This is a genomic window from Pseudomonas sp. YuFO20 (genome assembly GCF_035064975.1).
GTDB classification, from domain to species: Bacteria; Pseudomonadota; Gammaproteobacteria; order Pseudomonadales; family Pseudomonadaceae; genus Aquipseudomonas; species Aquipseudomonas putida_AE.
Genome location: NZ_JAXDEO010000038.1, coordinates 38,594 through 55,851, shown reverse-complemented (window position 1 = coordinate 55,851; position 17,258 = coordinate 38,594). Strand labels below are relative to the sequence as shown.

General features: G+C 59.8%; 14 protein-coding genes. 9 read left to right on the top strand and 5 right to left on the bottom strand.

All coding sequences use genetic code 11. The annotated features are described in order from the left end of the window. Window positions 1-173: 173 nt before the first annotated feature. A complete protein-coding gene (locus SOP85_RS20935; RefSeq protein ID WP_323628101.1) occupies window positions 174-3,068 on the bottom strand; it encodes a ribonucleoside-diphosphate reductase subunit alpha in 2,895 nt (964 codons plus the stop codon). Window positions 3,069-3,797: 729 nt separating this feature from the next. On the opposite strand from SOP85_RS20935, the gene SOP85_RS20930 reads away from it, so the two are divergent. Continuing rightward, a complete protein-coding gene (locus SOP85_RS20930; RefSeq protein WP_323608127.1) occupies window positions 3,798-4,520 on the top strand; it encodes a winged helix-turn-helix domain-containing protein in 723 nt (240 codons plus the stop codon). Further along, window positions 4,517-6,127, top strand: a complete 1,611-nt coding sequence (locus tag SOP85_RS20925) for an ATP-binding protein (RefSeq protein ID WP_274072898.1) — start codon at window positions 4,517-4,519, stop codon at window positions 6,125-6,127. The genes SOP85_RS20930 and SOP85_RS20925 overlap by 4 nt, the downstream gene beginning before the upstream one ends. Window positions 6,128-6,198: 71 nt before the next feature. Here SOP85_RS20925 and SOP85_RS20920 read toward each other — a convergent pair whose 3' ends face one another. Continuing rightward, complete coding sequence (locus SOP85_RS20920; RefSeq protein WP_274072899.1) at window positions 6,199-6,924, bottom strand: 4'-phosphopantetheinyl transferase family protein; 726 nt, start codon at window positions 6,922-6,924, stop codon at window positions 6,199-6,201. A 199-nt stretch (window positions 6,925-7,123) separates the two neighbouring features. On the opposite strand from SOP85_RS20920, the gene SOP85_RS20915 reads away from it, so the two are divergent. The 3 genes from SOP85_RS20915 (at window position 7,124) to SOP85_RS20905 (ending at window position 9,862) form a co-directional block, all read left to right on the top strand. Then, window positions 7,124-7,726 carry a hypothetical protein gene (locus tag SOP85_RS20915; protein WP_323628100.1) on the top strand — a complete coding sequence of 201 codons (603 nt, stop codon included), beginning with the start codon at window positions 7,124-7,126 and terminating at the stop codon, window positions 7,724-7,726. A 118-nt stretch (window positions 7,727-7,844) separates the two neighbouring features. Next, window positions 7,845-8,522 (top strand): response regulator transcription factor, encoded by a 678-nt coding sequence (locus tag SOP85_RS20910; protein WP_274072901.1) that lies wholly within the window; start codon window positions 7,845-7,847, stop codon window positions 8,520-8,522. Then, window positions 8,519-9,862, top strand: coding sequence for an ATP-binding protein (locus SOP85_RS20905; protein ID WP_274072902.1), 1,344 nt, complete (start codon window positions 8,519-8,521; stop codon window positions 9,860-9,862). Before SOP85_RS20910 ends, SOP85_RS20905 begins: the two co-directional genes overlap by 4 nt. Before the next feature lie 64 nt (window positions 9,863-9,926). On the opposite strand, the gene SOP85_RS20900 is transcribed toward SOP85_RS20905, so the two are convergent. After that, complete coding sequence (locus tag SOP85_RS20900) at window positions 9,927-10,925, bottom strand: AraC family transcriptional regulator (RefSeq protein ID WP_323608129.1); 999 nt, start codon at window positions 10,923-10,925, stop codon at window positions 9,927-9,929. 338 nt (window positions 10,926-11,263) lie between these two features. Here SOP85_RS20900 and SOP85_RS20895 point away from each other — a divergent pair, with 338 nt between their 5' ends. Continuing rightward, entirely contained in the window at window positions 11,264-12,598 is a 1,335-nt protein-coding gene (locus tag SOP85_RS20895) for a dicarboxylate/amino acid:cation symporter (protein ID WP_323628099.1), read from the top strand. Between the two features lie 142 nt (window positions 12,599-12,740). Next, window positions 12,741-13,922 carry a CaiB/BaiF CoA transferase family protein gene (locus SOP85_RS20890; RefSeq protein WP_323628097.1) on the top strand — a complete coding sequence of 394 codons (1,182 nt, stop codon included), beginning with the start codon at window positions 12,741-12,743 and terminating at the stop codon, window positions 13,920-13,922. 105 nt (window positions 13,923-14,027) lie between these two features. Here SOP85_RS20890 and SOP85_RS20885 read toward each other — a convergent pair whose 3' ends face one another. Further along, a complete protein-coding gene (locus tag SOP85_RS20885) occupies window positions 14,028-14,522 on the bottom strand; it encodes a SprT family zinc-dependent metalloprotease (RefSeq protein WP_274072906.1) in 495 nt (164 codons plus the stop codon). A 157-nt stretch (window positions 14,523-14,679) separates the two neighbouring features. After that, window positions 14,680-15,282, bottom strand: coding sequence for a Yip1 family protein (locus SOP85_RS20880; RefSeq protein ID WP_046817737.1), 603 nt, complete (start codon window positions 15,280-15,282; stop codon window positions 14,680-14,682). A 280-nt stretch (window positions 15,283-15,562) separates the two neighbouring features. Here SOP85_RS20880 and ttcA point away from each other — a divergent pair, with 280 nt between their 5' ends. Together ttcA and SOP85_RS20870 are read left to right on the top strand one after the other, a co-directional pair. Further along, the gene (gene ttcA, locus SOP85_RS20875; RefSeq protein ID WP_090324525.1) at window positions 15,563-16,387 is read left to right on the top strand and encodes a tRNA 2-thiocytidine(32) synthetase TtcA; all 825 of its coding nucleotides are present in this window, start codon (window positions 15,563-15,565) and stop codon (window positions 16,385-16,387) included. A gap of 147 nt (window positions 16,388-16,534) precedes the next feature. Then, window positions 16,535-17,209: a DNA-3-methyladenine glycosylase I gene (locus SOP85_RS20870; RefSeq protein ID WP_274072907.1), complete on the top strand. Its 675-nt coding sequence runs from the start codon at window positions 16,535-16,537 to the stop codon at window positions 17,207-17,209. The last annotated feature ends 49 nt before the right edge of the window (window positions 17,210-17,258 follow it).

The following is a 17,258-nucleotide window of genomic DNA, read 5'->3' as shown; positions in this document are numbered from 1 at the left end:
TGGTGTGAGAGGACGGCGGATGTAAATCCGCCTCCTACTCGATGATCAAAAGATCGCAGCCTCGCTTCGCGAGACAGCTCCTACAGGGATCGAGGCTGCGATCTTTTTCATGGGCAAAAGAAAACCCCCGACAAGCCAGGGGCCTGTCGGGGGTTTGGTGTTACCGGTTCAGCTTATTGGCAAGCTTCGCAATCCGGCTCGTCGATGGCGCAAGCCTTCGGCACTGGAGCTGGACCTGCTGGAGCTGCCAGGACCGAATCATCACCGTGGTTGCCGCCGCTGGAAACAGCGTTCAGCTTACCGGTGTTGATGGTCGACTTCTCGGTGCTGGTCGCGGCCAGGGCACGGAGGTAGTAAGTGGTTTTCAGACCACGGTACCAGGCCATGCGGTAGGTCACGTCCAGCTTCTTGCCCGAAGCACCGGCGATGTACAGGTTCAGCGACTGAGCCTGGTCGATCCACTTCTGACGACGGCTGGCCGCGTCAACGATCCACTTGGTGTCCACTTCGAAGGCAGTCGCGTAGAGCTCCTTGAGTTCTTGCGGGATGCGCTCGATCTGCTGCACCGAACCGTCGTAGTACTTCAGGTCGTTGATCATGACCGAGTCCCACAGACCGCGAGCCTTCAGGTCGCGAACCAGGTACGGGTTGATCACGGTGAATTCGCCCGACAGGTTCGATTTCACGTAGAGGTTCTGGTAGGTCGGTTCGATCGACTGCGAAACGCCAGTGATGTTGGCGATGGTCGCGGTCGGTGCGATGGCCATGATGTTCGAGTTACGAATGCCTTTCTGTACACGGGCGCGAACCGGTGCCCAGTCCAGGGATTCCTTCAGGTCGACATCGATGTACTTCTGGCCACGGGCTTCGATCAGGATTTGTTGAGAATCCAGCGGCAGGATGCCCTTGGACCACAGCGAACCCTGGAACGTCTCGTAGGCGCCACGCTCGTCAGCCAGGTCGCAGGATGCCTGGATCGCGTAGTAGCTGACCGCTTCCATCGACTTGTCGGCGAACTCGACGGCAGCGTCGGAACCGTAAGGGATGTGCTGCAGGTACAAGGCGTCCTGGAAGCCCATGATGCCCAGGCCGACCGGACGGTGCTTGAAGTTCGAGTTCTTCGCTTGTGGCACCGAGTAGTAGTTGATGTCGATAACGTTATCGAGCATGCGCACGGCGGTGTTCACGGTGCGTTGCAGCTTGGCGGTATCCAGCTTGCCGTTGACGATGTGGTTCGGCAGGTTGATCGAGCCCAGGTTGCAAACGGCGATCTCGTCCTTGTTGGTGTTCAAGGTGATCTCGGTGCACAGGTTCGAGCTGTGGACCACGCCGACGTGCTGCTGCGGGCTGCGCAGGTTGCACGGGTCCTTGAAGGTCAGCCATGGGTGGCCGGTTTCGAACAGCATGGACAGCATCTTGCGCCACAGGTCCTTGGCCTGGATGGTCTTGAACAGCTTGACCTTGCCCGGGTACTCGGTCAGCGCTTCGTAGTACTCGTAGCGCTCTTCGAAAGCCTTGCCGGTCAGGTCGTGCAGGTCCGGTACTTCGGACGGCGAGAACAGGGTCCACTTGCCGTCATCGAAGACGCGCTTCATGAACAGGTCAGGGATCCAGTTGGCGGTGTTCATGTCGTGGGTACGACGGCGGTCATCACCGGTGTTCTTGCGCAGTTCGATGAACTCCTCGATGTCCATGTGCCAGGTTTCCAGGTAGGCACACACAGCGCCTTTGCGCTTGCCACCCTGGTTGACGGCAACGGCGGTGTCGTTCACCACTTTCAGGAACGGTACAACGCCCTGGGACTTGCCGTTGGTGCCCTTGATGTACGAACCCAGTGCACGCACCGGCGTCCAGTCGTTACCCAGGCCACCCGCGAATTTCGACAGCATGGCGTTGTCGTGGATCGCGTGGTAGATGCCCGACAGGTCATCCGGCACGGTGGTCAGGTAGCAGCTCGACAGCTGTGGACGCAGGGTACCGGCGTTGAACAGGGTCGGGGTCGAAGACATGTAGTCAAAGGACGACAACAGGTTGTAGAACTCGATCGCACGGTCTTCTTTCTGTTTCTCTTCGATCGCCAGGCCCATGGCCACGCGCATGAAGAAGATCTGCGGCAGTTCGAAACGCACGCCATCCTTGTGGATGAAGTAACGGTCGTACAGGGTTTGCAGGCCCAGGTAGGTGAACTGCTGGTCGCGCTCGTGGTTGATCGCCTTGCCGAGTTTTTCCAGGTCGAAGTCGGCCAGGACCGGGTTAAGCAATTCGAATTCGATACCCTTGGCGATGTAGGCAGGCAGGGCCTTGGCGTACAGGTCGACCATCTCGTGGTGGGTCGCGCTCTCGGCGACGCCGAGGAAGCCCAGGCCTTCGGCACGCAGGGTGTCCATCAGCAGGCGGGCGGTCACGAACGAGTAGTTCGGCTCACGCTCGACCAGGGTACGGGCGGTCATCACCAAGGCGGTGTTGACGTCGGTCAGGGCCACGCCGTCGTACAGGTTCTTCAGGGTTTCGCGCTGGATCAGGTCGCCGTCGACTTCTTCCAGGCCTTCGCACGCTTCGGTGACGATGGTGTTCAGGCGGCCCATGTCCAGCGGTGCCAGGCTGCCGTCGGCGCGGGTGATGCGGATCGACGGGTGAGCGTCGACCGCGGCTTCGACCGGAGCGTGGGCGGCGCGTTCTTTCGAGCGACCGTCACGGTAGATCACGTAGTCGCGGGCCACTTTCTGCTCGCCGGCACGCATCAGGGCCAGTTCGACCTGGTCCTGGATTTCTTCGATGTGGATGGTGCCGCCCGATGGCATGCGACGCTTGAAGGTGGCAGTGACCTGTTCGGTCAGGCGCGCCACGGTGTCGTGGATGCGCGACGAAGCGGCAGCGGTGCCGCCCTCAACTGCGAGAAACGCTTTGGTGATGGCGACGGTGATCTTGTCATCGGTGTAAGGAACGACAGTGCCGTTACGCTTGATCACGCGCAATTGACCAGGCGCGGTGGCGGACAGATCCGAATTCGAATCAGCGGCCTGCGGCAAGGTACCCTGCGGGTTCTCGCGAGTTGTGTCGGTTTGCATGGGGGTGTCTCCACATTCTCTATGTTTGTTTGGGCACCTTTACGGTGCCCACCGTTCTGTCCTGAAGCACTACAACCGACGTGGGTGTCGGGCATAACAACTTCGGGACAGTAGGAAAAAGGCTAATGAGGCCGTCCGTGCCGAAGTTCAGGTGCGAGCCTTTGCTCGATACCGCATTCCTTTCCAAGTGTCAGTAATGACTGCAACACCCGTACCGTTTTCACCATTTTGGGTCGAAATACAGTAGCCATCCGCACGCGCGGTTTGGTCTTCGAAAAATACGTTTGGTTCAACCGGAAAGACGCATGAAAAGCGCTTGAAATTGCTGTCCGGTTTGTGTTTGGTTTTTAGCTTAAAACCCTACATGTAGGGATTTTATAACGCGCTGGCTACAAGATAATGCGTTTTGGGGGGCGAATGCAACGTGCTGCCTGTGGATAAACTGTGCGTAAATTGTGTGTGAAAGAGGGAACCGGCGTGTAGGCCGCGACCTAGCTGGATTGAAGCTTTTTTCAGTGATTTTTAACGAACGAAAATGACTGATCAGGTTTTTAAGGGCGCGAACCCTATCACAAAAAACCTGGGTGTCCGAACGCATTTACCGGCTTGTGTTCTGCGTGGGCGACGTTTATACAATCGGTCAGCATGTATGCAATTTATCCACCCCTATCATTACAAAAAGACGGGCGGATCCTTCCTTATGAGCGTTCTGGCAAGTAGAGGTCACCGGTGGAGCAAGAAGCCTGGCAGGTATTGATTGTGGAGGACGATCAGCGTCTGGCCGAACTGACGCGCGATTACCTGCAAGCCAATGGCCTGAGTGTCTCGATTGAAGGCAATGGTGCCTTGGCGGCGGCCCGCATCATCAAGGAACAACCGGACCTGGTGATTCTCGACCTGATGCTGCCGGGCGAAGACGGCCTGAGCATATGCCGCAAGGTTCGCGACCGGTATGACGGCCCGATCCTGATGCTCACCGCGCGCACCGACGACACCGACCAGATCCTCGGCCTGGACCTGGGGGCCGACGACTACGTGTGCAAGCCGGTGCGCCCGCGTTTGCTGCTGGCGCGCATCCAGGCCTTGCTGCGCCGCAGTGAAGCGCCGGAGGTCGTCCCGGAAAAACAACGGCGCCTGCAGTTCGGCCCGCTGGTGGTGGATAACGCATTGCGCGAAGCCTGGCTGCACGACAACGGCATCGAACTGACCAGCGCCGAGTTCGATTTGCTTTGGCTGCTGGTGGCCAACGCGGGGCGCATCCTGTCCCGGGAAGAAATCTTCACCGCGTTGCGCGGCATCGGCTATGACGGCCAGGACCGCTCCATTGACGTGCGCATCTCGCGCATCCGCCCGAAGATCGGTGATGACCCGGACCATCCGCGGCTGATCAAGACCGTGCGCAGCAAAGGCTACCTGTTTGTCCCCGAGGCCTGCGTAGACCCGACCCTGTGAACTCGATCTTCCTGCGGATCTACGGCGGCATGTGTGCCGCGCTGATACTGGTGGCGGTACTCGGTGTGCTGGCTTTGCACCTGCTCAATGAGGTGCGCGGCGAGCAGTATCGCGAACGCCTGGCCCACGGCACGTTTTCGCTGATGGCCGACAACCTGCAGCCGATGAACCAGACCGAACGCCGCCGGGCCCTGTTGGTGTGGGAGCGGCTGCTGGGGATTCCGCTGGCGCTGAAAACCTTTGCCCAGACCGACCTCGACCTCACCCAGCGCACCCGGGTATTGCGCGGCCAGGCCCTGGTGGAGCAGACCGGCCCGCATGCGGCCAGGGTTTATCGGCTGGTCAGCGACCAGGAGCAGCTTGTTCTCACCGGTGAAGTCCAGCAGATCAGCGAACAACTCGCCCGGGCGACTATCTATCTGCTGGCAGACGAACTGGTGCGCTACCCGGTAGGCGAGCAACCGGTGCGTCTGGCGCAATTGAAACAGGACAAGGGGTTTGGCTTCGATTTGCGCCTGGTCACGGTCGAAGACGCCGACATGGACGAAGACCAGAGCCGCCGCGTGTCCGAGGGCGACACCGTGATGGCGCTGGGCAAGGAGGGTGATTCGATCCGGGTGTTCGCCGGCATGGTCGGCACGCCCTGGGTGCTGGAAATCGGCCCGTTGTACCAGATGAATCCTTATCCGCCGGAGTGGCTGGTGCTGATTGCCGCACTGGGGCTGAGCCTGATCGGTTTGATCGTCTACCTGCTGGTGCGGCAACTGGAGCGCCGCTTGCGCGGGCTGGAAGCGGCGGCCACGCGGATCGCCAAGGGCAGCCTGGAAACCCGTGTGCCGGCGCGGGGTGCAGACTCGGTAGGGCGACTGGCGTCGGCGTTCAACGGCATGGCCGAGCACCTGCAACAGCTGCTGGCCATTCAGCGAGAGCTGGTGCGTGCCGTGTCCCACGAATTGCGCACGCCGGTGGCCCGCCTGCGGTTTGGCCTGGAAATGATCGGCTCGGCCAAGACCCCGCAAGACCTGGAAAAATACTGCGAAGGCATGGACCACGATATCGAGGACCTCGACCGCCTGGTCGACGAGATGCTGACGTACGCGCGGCTGGAACAAGGCTCGCCAGCCCTGAATTTTCAGCGTATCGATCTGGATGCCTTGGTCAATCAGGTGATCGATGAGCTGGCGCCCTTGCGCGCCGAGGTCACGGTGCAGCGGGGGTTGTGCCTGTCAGCCGCCGACTGTGATGACGCCTGGGTCGAGGCCGAGCCGCGCTACCTGCACCGGGCGCTGCAGAATCTGGTGACCAATGCCATGCGCCACGCTCAATCGCGAGTCACCATCAGCTATCAGGTGGGGCAGCAACGTTGTCGGGTGGATGTCGAAGATGACGGGCCGGGTGTGCCGGAAATGGCCTGGGAGAAAATTTTCACGCCATTCCTGCGCCTCGACGACAGCCGCACCCGGGCCTCGGGCGGCCATGGCTTGGGATTGTCGATCGTGCGGCGGATCATCCATTGGCACGACGGTCGGGCGTTGATCGGCAAGAGCAAAAGCCTGGGCGGCGCATGTTTCAGCCTGAGCTGGCCGCGCAATCAGGAGAAACGCTGAGACCCCGCGCCCCAAATCCCCTGTAGGAGCTGGCTTGCCAGCGAAGAGGGCCTGACAAACAGCAAATATCTTCAGGCCTTGATACTGACCAGACTCAACAACTGCCCATCCTTGACCCCGAACTGCGCCTCCAGCTCGGTGCCGTTACGCCATTCACCGGACAGGTCCGTCAGCAACCGCAACCGCACCTCACCTGACTCGGTCCACTCCAGCACCTCGGCGTGTTCAAAGTAGAAACGTTGCCGCACGATCGGGTAGAGCGCCTTGAACAGGCTCTCCTTCACTGAAAACGTCAGGGTGACCAGCAACGCGAGCTGATCGCGATGACCGGCGGCCATGCGCTGCAGTTCCGCCGGGGTGAGGATTTCCCCGGCCAGGCGTTCGGCACGTTCGGCATTGAGCAGGTTTTCCATGTCCATCCCCAACCCGCGCCAATGGCTTTTCTTCGCCACGATCGCCGCGGCCCGACCAGTGCTGTGGGTGATCGAACCGGTAATGTGCGCAGGCCAGACAGGCGCCCGGTCATCACCGATGGCCGGACTGAAGTTCAGGCCTTCCAGTTGTTGCAGGGCTGCGCGGGCGCAGATCCGCCCGGCGAGAAATTCTGCCTGGCGTTTGGCGACCGAGCGCTGAATGCTCGCGGGCGCCTCGATGGCGCTGCGCTGGAAATCATCGCTGAGCAGTTGCGACGTATCGAAGTGGGTACTCAACAGCACCGCATCGGGCAGCACCAGCGGCAGCGGCCAATGGGCGTCGAGGGGCGTGCAGAAGACGGGCAGGGCGGGGACGGGATTCATGTCGGGCATTTTGCCGGGTTGCCTTGATGCTGGGTAGTCCTGGGGGATTTCCTGCTGGAAAATCATCAAAACAGCTGGGTGGATATGGTTCAGCTCAGGTTAAGCGCGCGTTCAGGGTGAGTTCAGGGCGGCGTGAGTAGTCTTGCTCCGTAGCCAAAACAACACGAACTCAAGCACGAACTTATGAGGAGCTTCACCCATGACTGGAATCAAAAAACTGCTGCTGGCATTCACCGTTTTCGGCGCGAGCACTGCCGCATTCGGTGCCAACGACAATTTTGCCAGCCTTACTTATGGGCAGACCAGCGACAAGATCAAAAAGTCCAGCGCCTTGAACGATAATCTCGACCGTCCGAACGCCGACGGCGTGATTGCCAAGGACCACACCTGGGGCTTGCGTGTGGGGCAGCAAAACAGCCAAGGCCGTTACTACGCCACGTACGATAACGTGTCGGGCTCGCACAATGGCATTAAACTGCGTCAGGAGAACCTGTTGGGCAGCTACGATCTGTTCCATCCCTTGGGTGCTGACACCAGGCTATTCGGCGGTGCCTCCGCCGGGTTGACCAAATTGACCCAGGAGTCATCAGGCTTCAGTCGCGACACCAACTTCGGTTACACCATTGGCGCACAGGCAGGCATTCTGCAACAGGTTTCGCAAAACACTTCAGTTGAACTGGGGTACCGTTACCTGCGCAGCAACGCCAGCACCGAAATGAGCGCACAAGGTGGTAGCAAGCAGGGATCGCTGAGTTTGAATAGCAGCGCACAGACCTACCTTTCAGCCAACTATGCTTTCTGAAAAGCGTGTGCAGCAGGCTGCGCCGGATCAATCCAGGAGATTGTTCCGGCGCAGCCTGTTAGTCATGGAGGTGCGTCGATCGTGCCTCCGGGGTATTTGATTTGCCTGGGAGAGCGACATGAAATTGCTGGTTGTCGAGGATGAAGCGCTGTTGCGTCATCACTTGCAAACCCGCCTGACGGACAGCGGCCATGTGGTCGAGTCCGTGGCCAACGCCGTCGATGCGCTGTATCAGACCGAGCAGTTCAACCACGACCTGGCGGTGATCGATCTCGGCTTGCCGGGCATGGGCGGGCTGGATCTGATCCGTCAGTTGCGCTCGCAAGGCAAGACCTTCCCGATCCTGATCCTCACTGCACGCGGTAACTGGCAGGACAAGGTTGAAGGCCTTGCTGCCGGTGCCGATGACTATGTGGTCAAGCCCTTCCAGTTTGAAGAACTGGAAGCTCGGCTGAATGCCTTGTTGCGCCGCTCCAGCGGATTTACCCAGTCAACGATCGTTGCCGGGCCGCTGCTGCTGGACCTTAATCGCAAGCAGGCGTCCCTTGAGGAGCAACCACTGGCATTGACCGCGTATGAGTACCGGATTCTCGAGTATCTGATGCGCCATCATCAGCAGGTGGTCCCCAAGGACCGTTTGATGGAGCAGCTTTACCCGGACGATGACGAGCGCGATCCGAACGTGATCGAAGTGCTGGTCGGCCGTCTGCGTCGAAAACTTGAAGGTCCGTCCGGTTTCAAGCCAATCGAAACGGTGCGTGGCCTGGGCTATCTGTTCACTGAGCGTTGCACTTGATCGGTTCTCTTCGCGTTCGCCTGATGCTCGCCGCCACGATCCTCGCAGTATTGTTCATGCTGGCGTTGCTGCCGGCGATGCAGGGAGCGTTCAGCCTGGCGCTGCAGGACGCCATCGAGCAGCGACTGGCGTCGGACGTCACCACGTTGATCTCTGCTGCACGGGTCGAGGACGACCGCTTGCTGATGCCAGAACAGTTGCCCGACGAGCGCTTCAACCTGGCCGATGGCAACTTGCTCGGTTACATCTATAACCGCGAAGGTCAGTTAGTCTGGCGCTCGAAAGACACCCTGGTAAAGAACATCAATTACAAGCCGCGTTACGACGGGCGCGGTAATGAATTTGCCAGGATTCGCCAGGACACTGGCCAGGAATTCTTCGTCTATGACGTCGAGGTCAAACTGCTCGGCGGCAAAAACGCGGCGTTCAGCTTCGTCGCGTTGCAACCGGCGCGTGAATACGATGCTACGCTCGGCGGCCTGCGGGAAAACCTTTACCTGGGTTTCGGCGCGGCATTACTGGTGCTTCTGGCATTGCTATGGGGCGGCTTGTCCTGGGGGTTGCAGGCATTGCGCCGGCTGAGCCAGGAGCTGGACGAGATCGAAAGCGGCACCCGTGAAAGCCTGAGCGAGCAACACCCACGTGAGCTGCTGCGCCTGACCGGCTCTTTAAACCGATTGCTGCACAGCGAGCGTGAACAGCGTAGCCGTTATCGCGATTCCCTCGACGATCTGGCCCATAGCCTGAAAACCCCATTGGCGGTATTGCAGGGGGTCAGCGAAGGCATGGCGCAACGCCCTGAGGAGAGGGATCAGGCCTGGGTGCTGCAGACCCAGATCGAGCGCATGAGCCAACAGATCGGTTACCAATTGCAACGCGCCAGCCTGCGCAAGAGCGGACTGGTGCGCCATCAGGTACGCCTGCAACCGGTGTTGCAGAGCCTTTGCGATACGCTGGACAAGGTCTATCGCGACAAACAGGTGCAGGTTACCTTCGATTTGCCGCCGCAGTGTCTGGTCCCTATCGAGCAGGGCGCCTTGCTGGAAATGCTTGGCAATCTGCTGGAGAACGCCTATCGACTGTGCCTGAGCGAAGTGCGCATCAGCATGCATACCCTCGATGGTATCGAGATATGCGTGGAAGACGATGGCCCAGGCGTCCCGCTCGATCAGCGCACGCGGATCCTGCAGCGCGGTGAACGCCTGGACCGTCAGCATCCAGGACAGGGTATTGGCCTGGCGGTGGTCAAGGACATCATCGAAAGCTATAGCGCAAAACTCACTCTGGGCGACTCACCCTTGGGCGGTGCCGCCTTCCGTATTCATTTTCCGCTGGCGTGATCTTGTAGGAGCCGGCTTGCTGGCGATGGCGATCGTACAGACGCTATCGCCAGCAAGCCGGCTCCTACAAATCCCTGGCCCGGTAAGCCCCCGGCGTCAGCCCGGTCCACTTCTTGAATGCCCGGTGAAACGCCGAGGGCTCGGAAAACCCCAATTGCTCGGCGATCTGTTGCAAGGGCAAGTCGTTGCGGCCCAGGTGATAAATGGCAATGTCGCGGCGTAGCTGGTCCTTGAGTTCCTGAAAACTGGTGTTTTCTTCACGCAGATGCCGACGTAGCGTTTGCGGGCTGATATGCAGGTGCTCAGCCACGGCCTCCAGGTCCGGCCAGGGGGAGCGGTCGCGACTGAGCAGGCGTCGCAACTGGCTGCTCAGGCTATGGCCGTCGTCCGGGCGCGATAACAGATCGGCAGGCGAGCGTTCAAGGAACTGCTTGAGCGTGCGTTCGTCCTGTAGCAGTGGCATGTTCAGGTAGCGGCCGTGGAACAGCAGGCTGCTCTGTTGTGCCGAAAACTCGAGCGGGCACGAGAACAGCAGCTCGTATTCGGCGCCATGTTCCGGTCGCGGGTAGCTGAACGTGGCGTGCTCCAGTCGAATACGCTGGCCGATCAACCAGCTGGCGAAGCGATGCCAGATCACCAATAGACATTCGCTGAGGAAATGTTCCGGGTCCCAGAGTTGCGAATCGTCCAGACTCAGTCGAATCATTTCGTCTTCACGGGTCAGCGTCAGGCGCGGGGCGTCCGGGAATAGGCTATAAAACAATAATCCGCGATGCAGTGCCTTATCCAGATTGCGGCAATGGATCACGGCATGACACATCATCGCGAAGCTGCCGGGCTTGCTGATGCCCCGGCCGAAACCCAGGTATTCGTCGTCCAGCGCGAGCCATAGTGCCTGTATCAGCCGGGTGAACTGTTCTGGAGGGATGCGCGCTCGAGGCTCGTCGAGCAGCTCGGGGCTGATCCCCACTTGCTGCAGCAGTATCGAATAATCGTAGCCACGCCGTTGCGCGCCACCGAGGGCGGCACGGGCGAAATGACTGGCAATGGTGCGTTCGCGCATAGAGGCAAGTCCGTCCATAGAACGACGGATGGTAGCCGCGCTGCATGGGCATGAACAAGGCGGATATCCGCCAGATTACAGGATGTGATTCGACGGCTGGGCGGAAATCCGCCACTGCGCAGTCGTCGTGTGTTGACCTGGACCAACCTGCAACCCTTGATGCCATAAGGCTTTCAGGCTTTTCCTACAAGGTGGCACGAGCCTTGCGATAGAACCCGTAGATGCCTGCCGTCGCGCAGCTCGAAAAAACAAATCCCTCCAGTGCAGGAGGGTTCGCAATTGAGTTGGGGTGGGCAACAGTCGGATGTTGTCGCCGCGCACTCTTGAGGAACTTTGCAATGACGACTCGTCAGCCACTGTACAAATCCCTGTATTTCCAGGTGATCGTTGCAATTGTCATCGGTATTTTGCTCGGTCACTTCTATCCACAGCTCGGTGTGGCCGTAAAACCGCTGGGTGACGGGTTCATCAAGCTGATCAAGATGATCATCGCGCCGATCATCTTCTGTACCGTCGTCAGCGGTATCGCTGGCATGCAGGACATGAAGTCGGTCGGCAAGACCGGCGGTTACGCATTGCTGTACTTCGAGATCGTTTCGACCATCGCGCTGCTGGTGGGCCTGGTGGTGGTCAACATCGTCCAGCCGGGTAACGGCATGCACATCGACGTGACCACCCTGGATGCCTCCAAGGTTGCCCATTATGTCGCTGCTGGCGCTGACCAAAGCGTCATCGGCTTCCTGCTCAATGTGATTCCGTCCACCATCGTCGGCGCGTTCGCCACGGGCGACATCCTGCAAGTGCTGATGTTCTCGGTGATCTTCGGTTTCGCCCTGCATCGCCTGGGTGCCTACGGCAAGCCGCTGCTGGACTTCATCGATCGTTTCGCCCACGTGATGTTCAACATCATCAACATGATCATGAAGCTCGCGCCGATCGGTGCCTTCGGTGCCATGGCCTTCACCATTGGTGCCTACGGTGTCGGCTCGCTGGTGCAACTGGGCCAGTTGATGGCCTGCTTCTACATCACTTGCCTGCTGTTCATCCTGATCGTGCTGGGTTCGATTGCCCGCCTGCACGGCTTCAGCGTGCTGAAGATGATCCGCTACATCCGTGAAGAACTGTTGATCGTGCTGGGTACTTCCTCTTCGGAGTCGGTGCTGCCGCGCATGCTGATCAAGATGGAGCGTCTGGGGGCGCAGAAGTCCGTGGTTGGCCTGGTGATCCCGACCGGCTACTCGTTCAACCTCGACGGTACGGCGATCTACCTGACCATGGCGGCTGTGTTCATTGCCCAGGCCACCGACACCCACATGGACATCACCCACCAGATCACCTTGCTGGTGGTGTTGCTGCTGTCTTCCAAGGGGGCTGCGGGCGTTACCGGTTCGGGCTTCATCGTACTGGCGGCGACCCTGTCCGCCGTCGGCCACCTGCCGGTTGCCGGCCTGGCGCTGATCCTGGGTATCGACCGCTTCATGTCCGAAGCCCGCGCACTGACCAACCTGGTCGGTAACGCCGTTGCCACCATCGTCGTGGCGAAGTGGGTCAAGGAGCTGGACACCGACGTGCTGCAATCCGAGCTGGCGTCTGGCGGTCGCGGCATTGCCGACGAGCCTAAAGACGATGTTCTGGGCCACGTCGAAGAGGTAGCCCCGACCAACGCCAGGTAAGTCTTGTTGAATGAAAAACCCGCTTCGGCGGGTTTTTTCATGCCCGGGATTTGAGCACAACGGTCATTGCATGTGGCGCATAAGGTGATTGCTGCAAAGCGCTTGGCTGCCTAGGCTGGGGCATCATCCAGGGAGAATTCTCATGCTCGGTCCACTGGCATCACTCAAGGTTCTGGATTTCTCGACACTGCTGCCGGGTCCGTTCGCTTCGCTATTGCTGGCGGACATGGGCGCCGAGGTGCTGCGCATCGAATCGCCGACCCGCATGGACCTGCTGCGCGTGCTGCCGCCCCACGACCGGGGCGTTTCGGCCAGCCATGCCTACCTCAATCGCAACAAACGCAGCCTGGCCCTGGATCTCAAGCAGCCCGAAGCGCTGGAAGTGATCACGCAATTGCTGCAGGACTACGACATCGTGCTGGAGCAGTTCCGCCCCGGCGTCATGGAGCGATTGGGGTTGGGCTATGAGGCCCTGAAAGCGATCAATCCCCGGCTGATCTATGTTTCGATCACCGGTTACGGCCAGACCGGCCCCTACAAGGACCGCGCCGGCCATGACATCAACTACCTTGCCCTGGCCGGGCTTGCGAGCTACAGCGGACGCGCCGACAGTGGCCCGCTGCCGCTGGGCATGCAGGTGGCAGACATCGCCGGTGGCTCGCTGCACGGGGTCATCGGCCTGCTGGCGGCCGTGATCGCACGCCAGCACAGCGGGCAGGGCCAGCATCTGGACGTGAGCATGACCGATTGCGCGTTCAGCCTGAACGCCATGGCGGGTGCCGGGTACCTGGCTTGTGGGATCGAACCGGGTCGGGAAGACCAGGTGCTCAATGGCGGCAGCTTCTATGACTACTACCGCTCCCGGGATGGGCGCTGGTTGTCGGTGGGCAGCCTGGAACCGGGGTTCATGAAACAGTTGTGTGTGGCGCTGGGGCTGGAGGAGTGGGCGAGCCTGGGGTTATCTGCACAGCCTGCACAGCAACGCCAGCTCAAGGAGGCGTTGAAGACTGAGTTCGAAAAGCATGACTTTGCCGAGTTGTGCGCGCTGTTCGCCGAGCTCGATGCGTGTGTCGAGCCGGTCTTGAGCCTGGGTGAGGCGGTGCGGCATCCGCAGTTGCAGGCGCGGGAACTGGTGGCTGAAGTGCCGCGGGGGGATGGTTCGAGTCAGGCGCAGATGGCTTGTCCATTGAAGTTTTCAAGCGGGTTGCCGCAGCCCAGGCATATTGGCGCGGCGCTGGGGCAGCATACCGATCAGGTGTTGGGGGAGTTGGGGTTTGGTGTAGAGCGGATTGAGGAACTTCGGCGTGCCAAGGTAATTCTCTAGCGCCTGTCAGGCCGCCATCGCCAGCAGGCTGGCTCCCACAATGGATCTTCCCCTGTGGGAGCCAGCCTGCTGGCGAAGAGGTCGACCCAGACACCACAAATCTCACTACTCGATGCGCATTTCCCCACTGAACACCAAGGTGTTGCGACACCGCCGACACAAATACCGCCGCCCCTGCCGCACCAAACCATGACGCTGCGCCGAGAACGGGAAATCGCTGTCGGCGCACGGGCACTTGTAGATGTAGCGGGTCACGCTGCGGCGTTTGACGTCGTAGGTGTGGCAACGGTTGGGGGGCAATTCGTACACGCCGCGCATGATCAGTTGCCACTCTTCGCCATGGGGCTGGATGCGGTCACCGAACAGTTGATGGGCGATCAGGTGCGCGACCTCGTGAGCGACGGTCTGCTTGAGAAAATCTTCGGTGTTTTCCCGGTACAGCTGCGGATTGAAACGCAGCAGGTTCTCGTGCAGGTGCGCGACACCGGCTTTTTGCCCGCGCAGCTTGAAGCTCACCACAGGACGTTTGAAAGGTCGTTTGAAAAAGGATTCGGCTTGTTGAAAACAGTCTTCGACGCGGGTATTGAGTTGCTCGGGCATGCTTGATGGATCTCCAGAGCAGTCCAGTATGCCGCAAGCCCGGGGCCTTGCGAATCTGCGAAGCGCCGAATGGTCTTCGGCGCTCTTGTGGCGCGGGCATTAAAAGGCCGCCTTGCGGCGGCCTGTGTCGGCAGATCTGATTTTTTTGTGGTGAGTGTTAATTGGTATAGACCGGCCCCACGCCGAGTCCCCAGACAATCACGGTGAACGCCATGATGGCGACCAGCACCACCAGGCCTACGGCGAGCACCGAACTTGAAAACAGAAAGCCCTCGTCAGATGGAATGTTCATGAAGGTTGGCAGCCCCACATACAGCAGGTAGACCGTGTAGCAGATGGCCGCAGTGCCAACGACCATCCCCAGCCACAGGTGGGGGTACAGGGCCGCCAGGCCGCCGACGAACAGCGGTGTAGCGGTATAGGTTGCGAACGCGATGCAGCGTGCCAGGCTCGGATTGGCGTCATAGGTGCGAGCCATCCAGTGGATGAACGCACCCATTACCGCTACGCCGCCAAGCATCGCCAGGTACGACATGACTGTCATCCATAGTGCGCTTTCCACGGTCAGCATCACCGGGGGGCGATTGCCGATGACCCAGCCCACCTGCGTAGTCCCGATAAAGGCCGATACCGCCGGTATCGCCGCCAGGATCAGCGTATGGGTCAGGTACATGTGGCTGATACTTTCTTCCTGATCGCCACGAATCTCTTTCCATTCTTGGTCAGGGTGGGTGAAGAGCCCCACTACGTGATGGATCATGCCAGTCACTCCTCTTGTTTTTACCGTCGCCCCCCAGTGGAGCGCCCTACGGGCCAATGTGGCCAAGTAAGTAATAGGTCTGTATGTGATTGCGACCTTATGACGCAGTATAGGAAGGTCTTAACCCCACAGGGGGTAGGGCTTAGAGCAAATTGCGCTGTAAAGCCCCCGGGTAATCGCTGTTGCATCTGTAGGGCACGCGATCCGTCGGGGTACTTCGTTCCTGATGGGTTTTTGCGTAAAATGCGCGCCTTTCGTCACACCTCACGGATTTCGCGTCATGGGCACTCTTACGGTCAACCAGAACAAACTGCAAAAGCGCCTTCGCCGACAGGCCGGTGAGGCGGTCGCCGATTTCAACATGATTGAAGACGGTGACAAGGTCATGGTCTGCCTGTCCGGCGGCAAGGACAGCTACACCATGCTTGATGTGCTGATGCACTTGCAGAAGGTCGCGCCGATCAAGTTCGAGATCGTGGCCGTGAACATGGACCAGAAACAGCCGGGTTTCCCCGAGCATGTGCTGCCGGCCTACCTCAAGGAACTGGGGATCGAGTACCACATCGTCGAGAAAGACACCTACTCGGTGGTCAAGGAGCTGATCCCGGAAGGCAAGACCACCTGCTCCCTGTGCTCGCGCCTGCGTCGCGGTACGCTCTACACCTTTGCCGACGAAATTGGCGCGACCAAGATGGCTCTCGGCCATCACCGCGACGACATCGTCGAGACGTTCTTCCTGAACATGTTCTTCAACGGTTCGCTCAAGGCCATGCCGCCGAAATTGCGCGCCGATGACGGGCGCAACGTGGTGATCCGCCCGTTGGCCTACTGCAACGAGAAGGACATTCAGGCCTACTCGGACCTCAAGCAGTTCCCGATCATCCCGTGCAACCTCTGTGGCTCCCAGGAAAACCTGCAGCGCCAGGTGGTCAAGGAAATGCTGCAGGATTGGGAGCGCAAGACCCCCGGCCGTACCGAAAGCATTTTCCGCAGCCTGCAGAACGTGATCCCGTCGCAACTGGCGGACCGCAACCTGTTCGACTTCACCAGCCTCAAGATCGACGAAAGCGCCGCTTCGCGTTTCGTCAATGTGGTCAACCTCTAAACCCGATTACTGTGGGAGCCAGCCTGCTGGCGATGGCGGAGTGTCAGGCGCTTCATTGTTGTCTGACACCGCTTCATCGCCAGCAGGCTGGCTCCCACAGGTTTTGTCACCAGTTGGCAGTTCATTTTTCAATCCTCAGGAGAGGGCATGCGCGATTACAAGTGGCTGAACGAATACTGTCTGAACCGCTTCGGTTCGGCCGCTGAACTGGAAGCCCATCTGCCCCTGCCCAAGACCCCGGCGCAATTGCGCAAGATCAGCGATGACCGCTACCTCTCGACCATGGCATTGCGGGTCTTCCGCGCCGGGCTCAAGCACAGCCTGGTGGACGCCAAGTGGCCAGCCTTCGAAGAAGTGTTTTTCAAATTCGACCCGGAAAAAGTCGTGCTGATGAGCGCTGAACACCTGGAACGGCTGATGCAGGACACGCGGATCATCCGCCATCTGGGCAAGCTCAAGAGCGTGCCGCGCAATGCGCAGTTCATTCTGGACGTGGCCCATGAAAAGGGCAGCTTCGGCGCGCTGATTGCCGATTGGCCAGTGACCGATATCGTCGGGCTCTGGACCTTCCTGAAAAAACGCGGCCATCAGTTGGGCGGCCTGTCAGCTCCGCGCTTCTTGCGCATGGTCGGCAAGGACACCTTTGTGCCGAGCTATGACGTGGTGGCGGCGTTGAACGCGCAGAAGATCGTCGACAAGGTGCCGACCAGCTTGCGCGACCTGGCGTTGGTGCAGGAAGTGTTCAACCAGTGGCATGAGGAAAGTGGCGGGCGGCCGATGAGCCAGATCTCGATGATGCTGGCTTACACCGTCAATCATTGAGACCGCGTGGCTCCAATCGCCAGCAGGCTGGCTCCCACATTGGATCTGT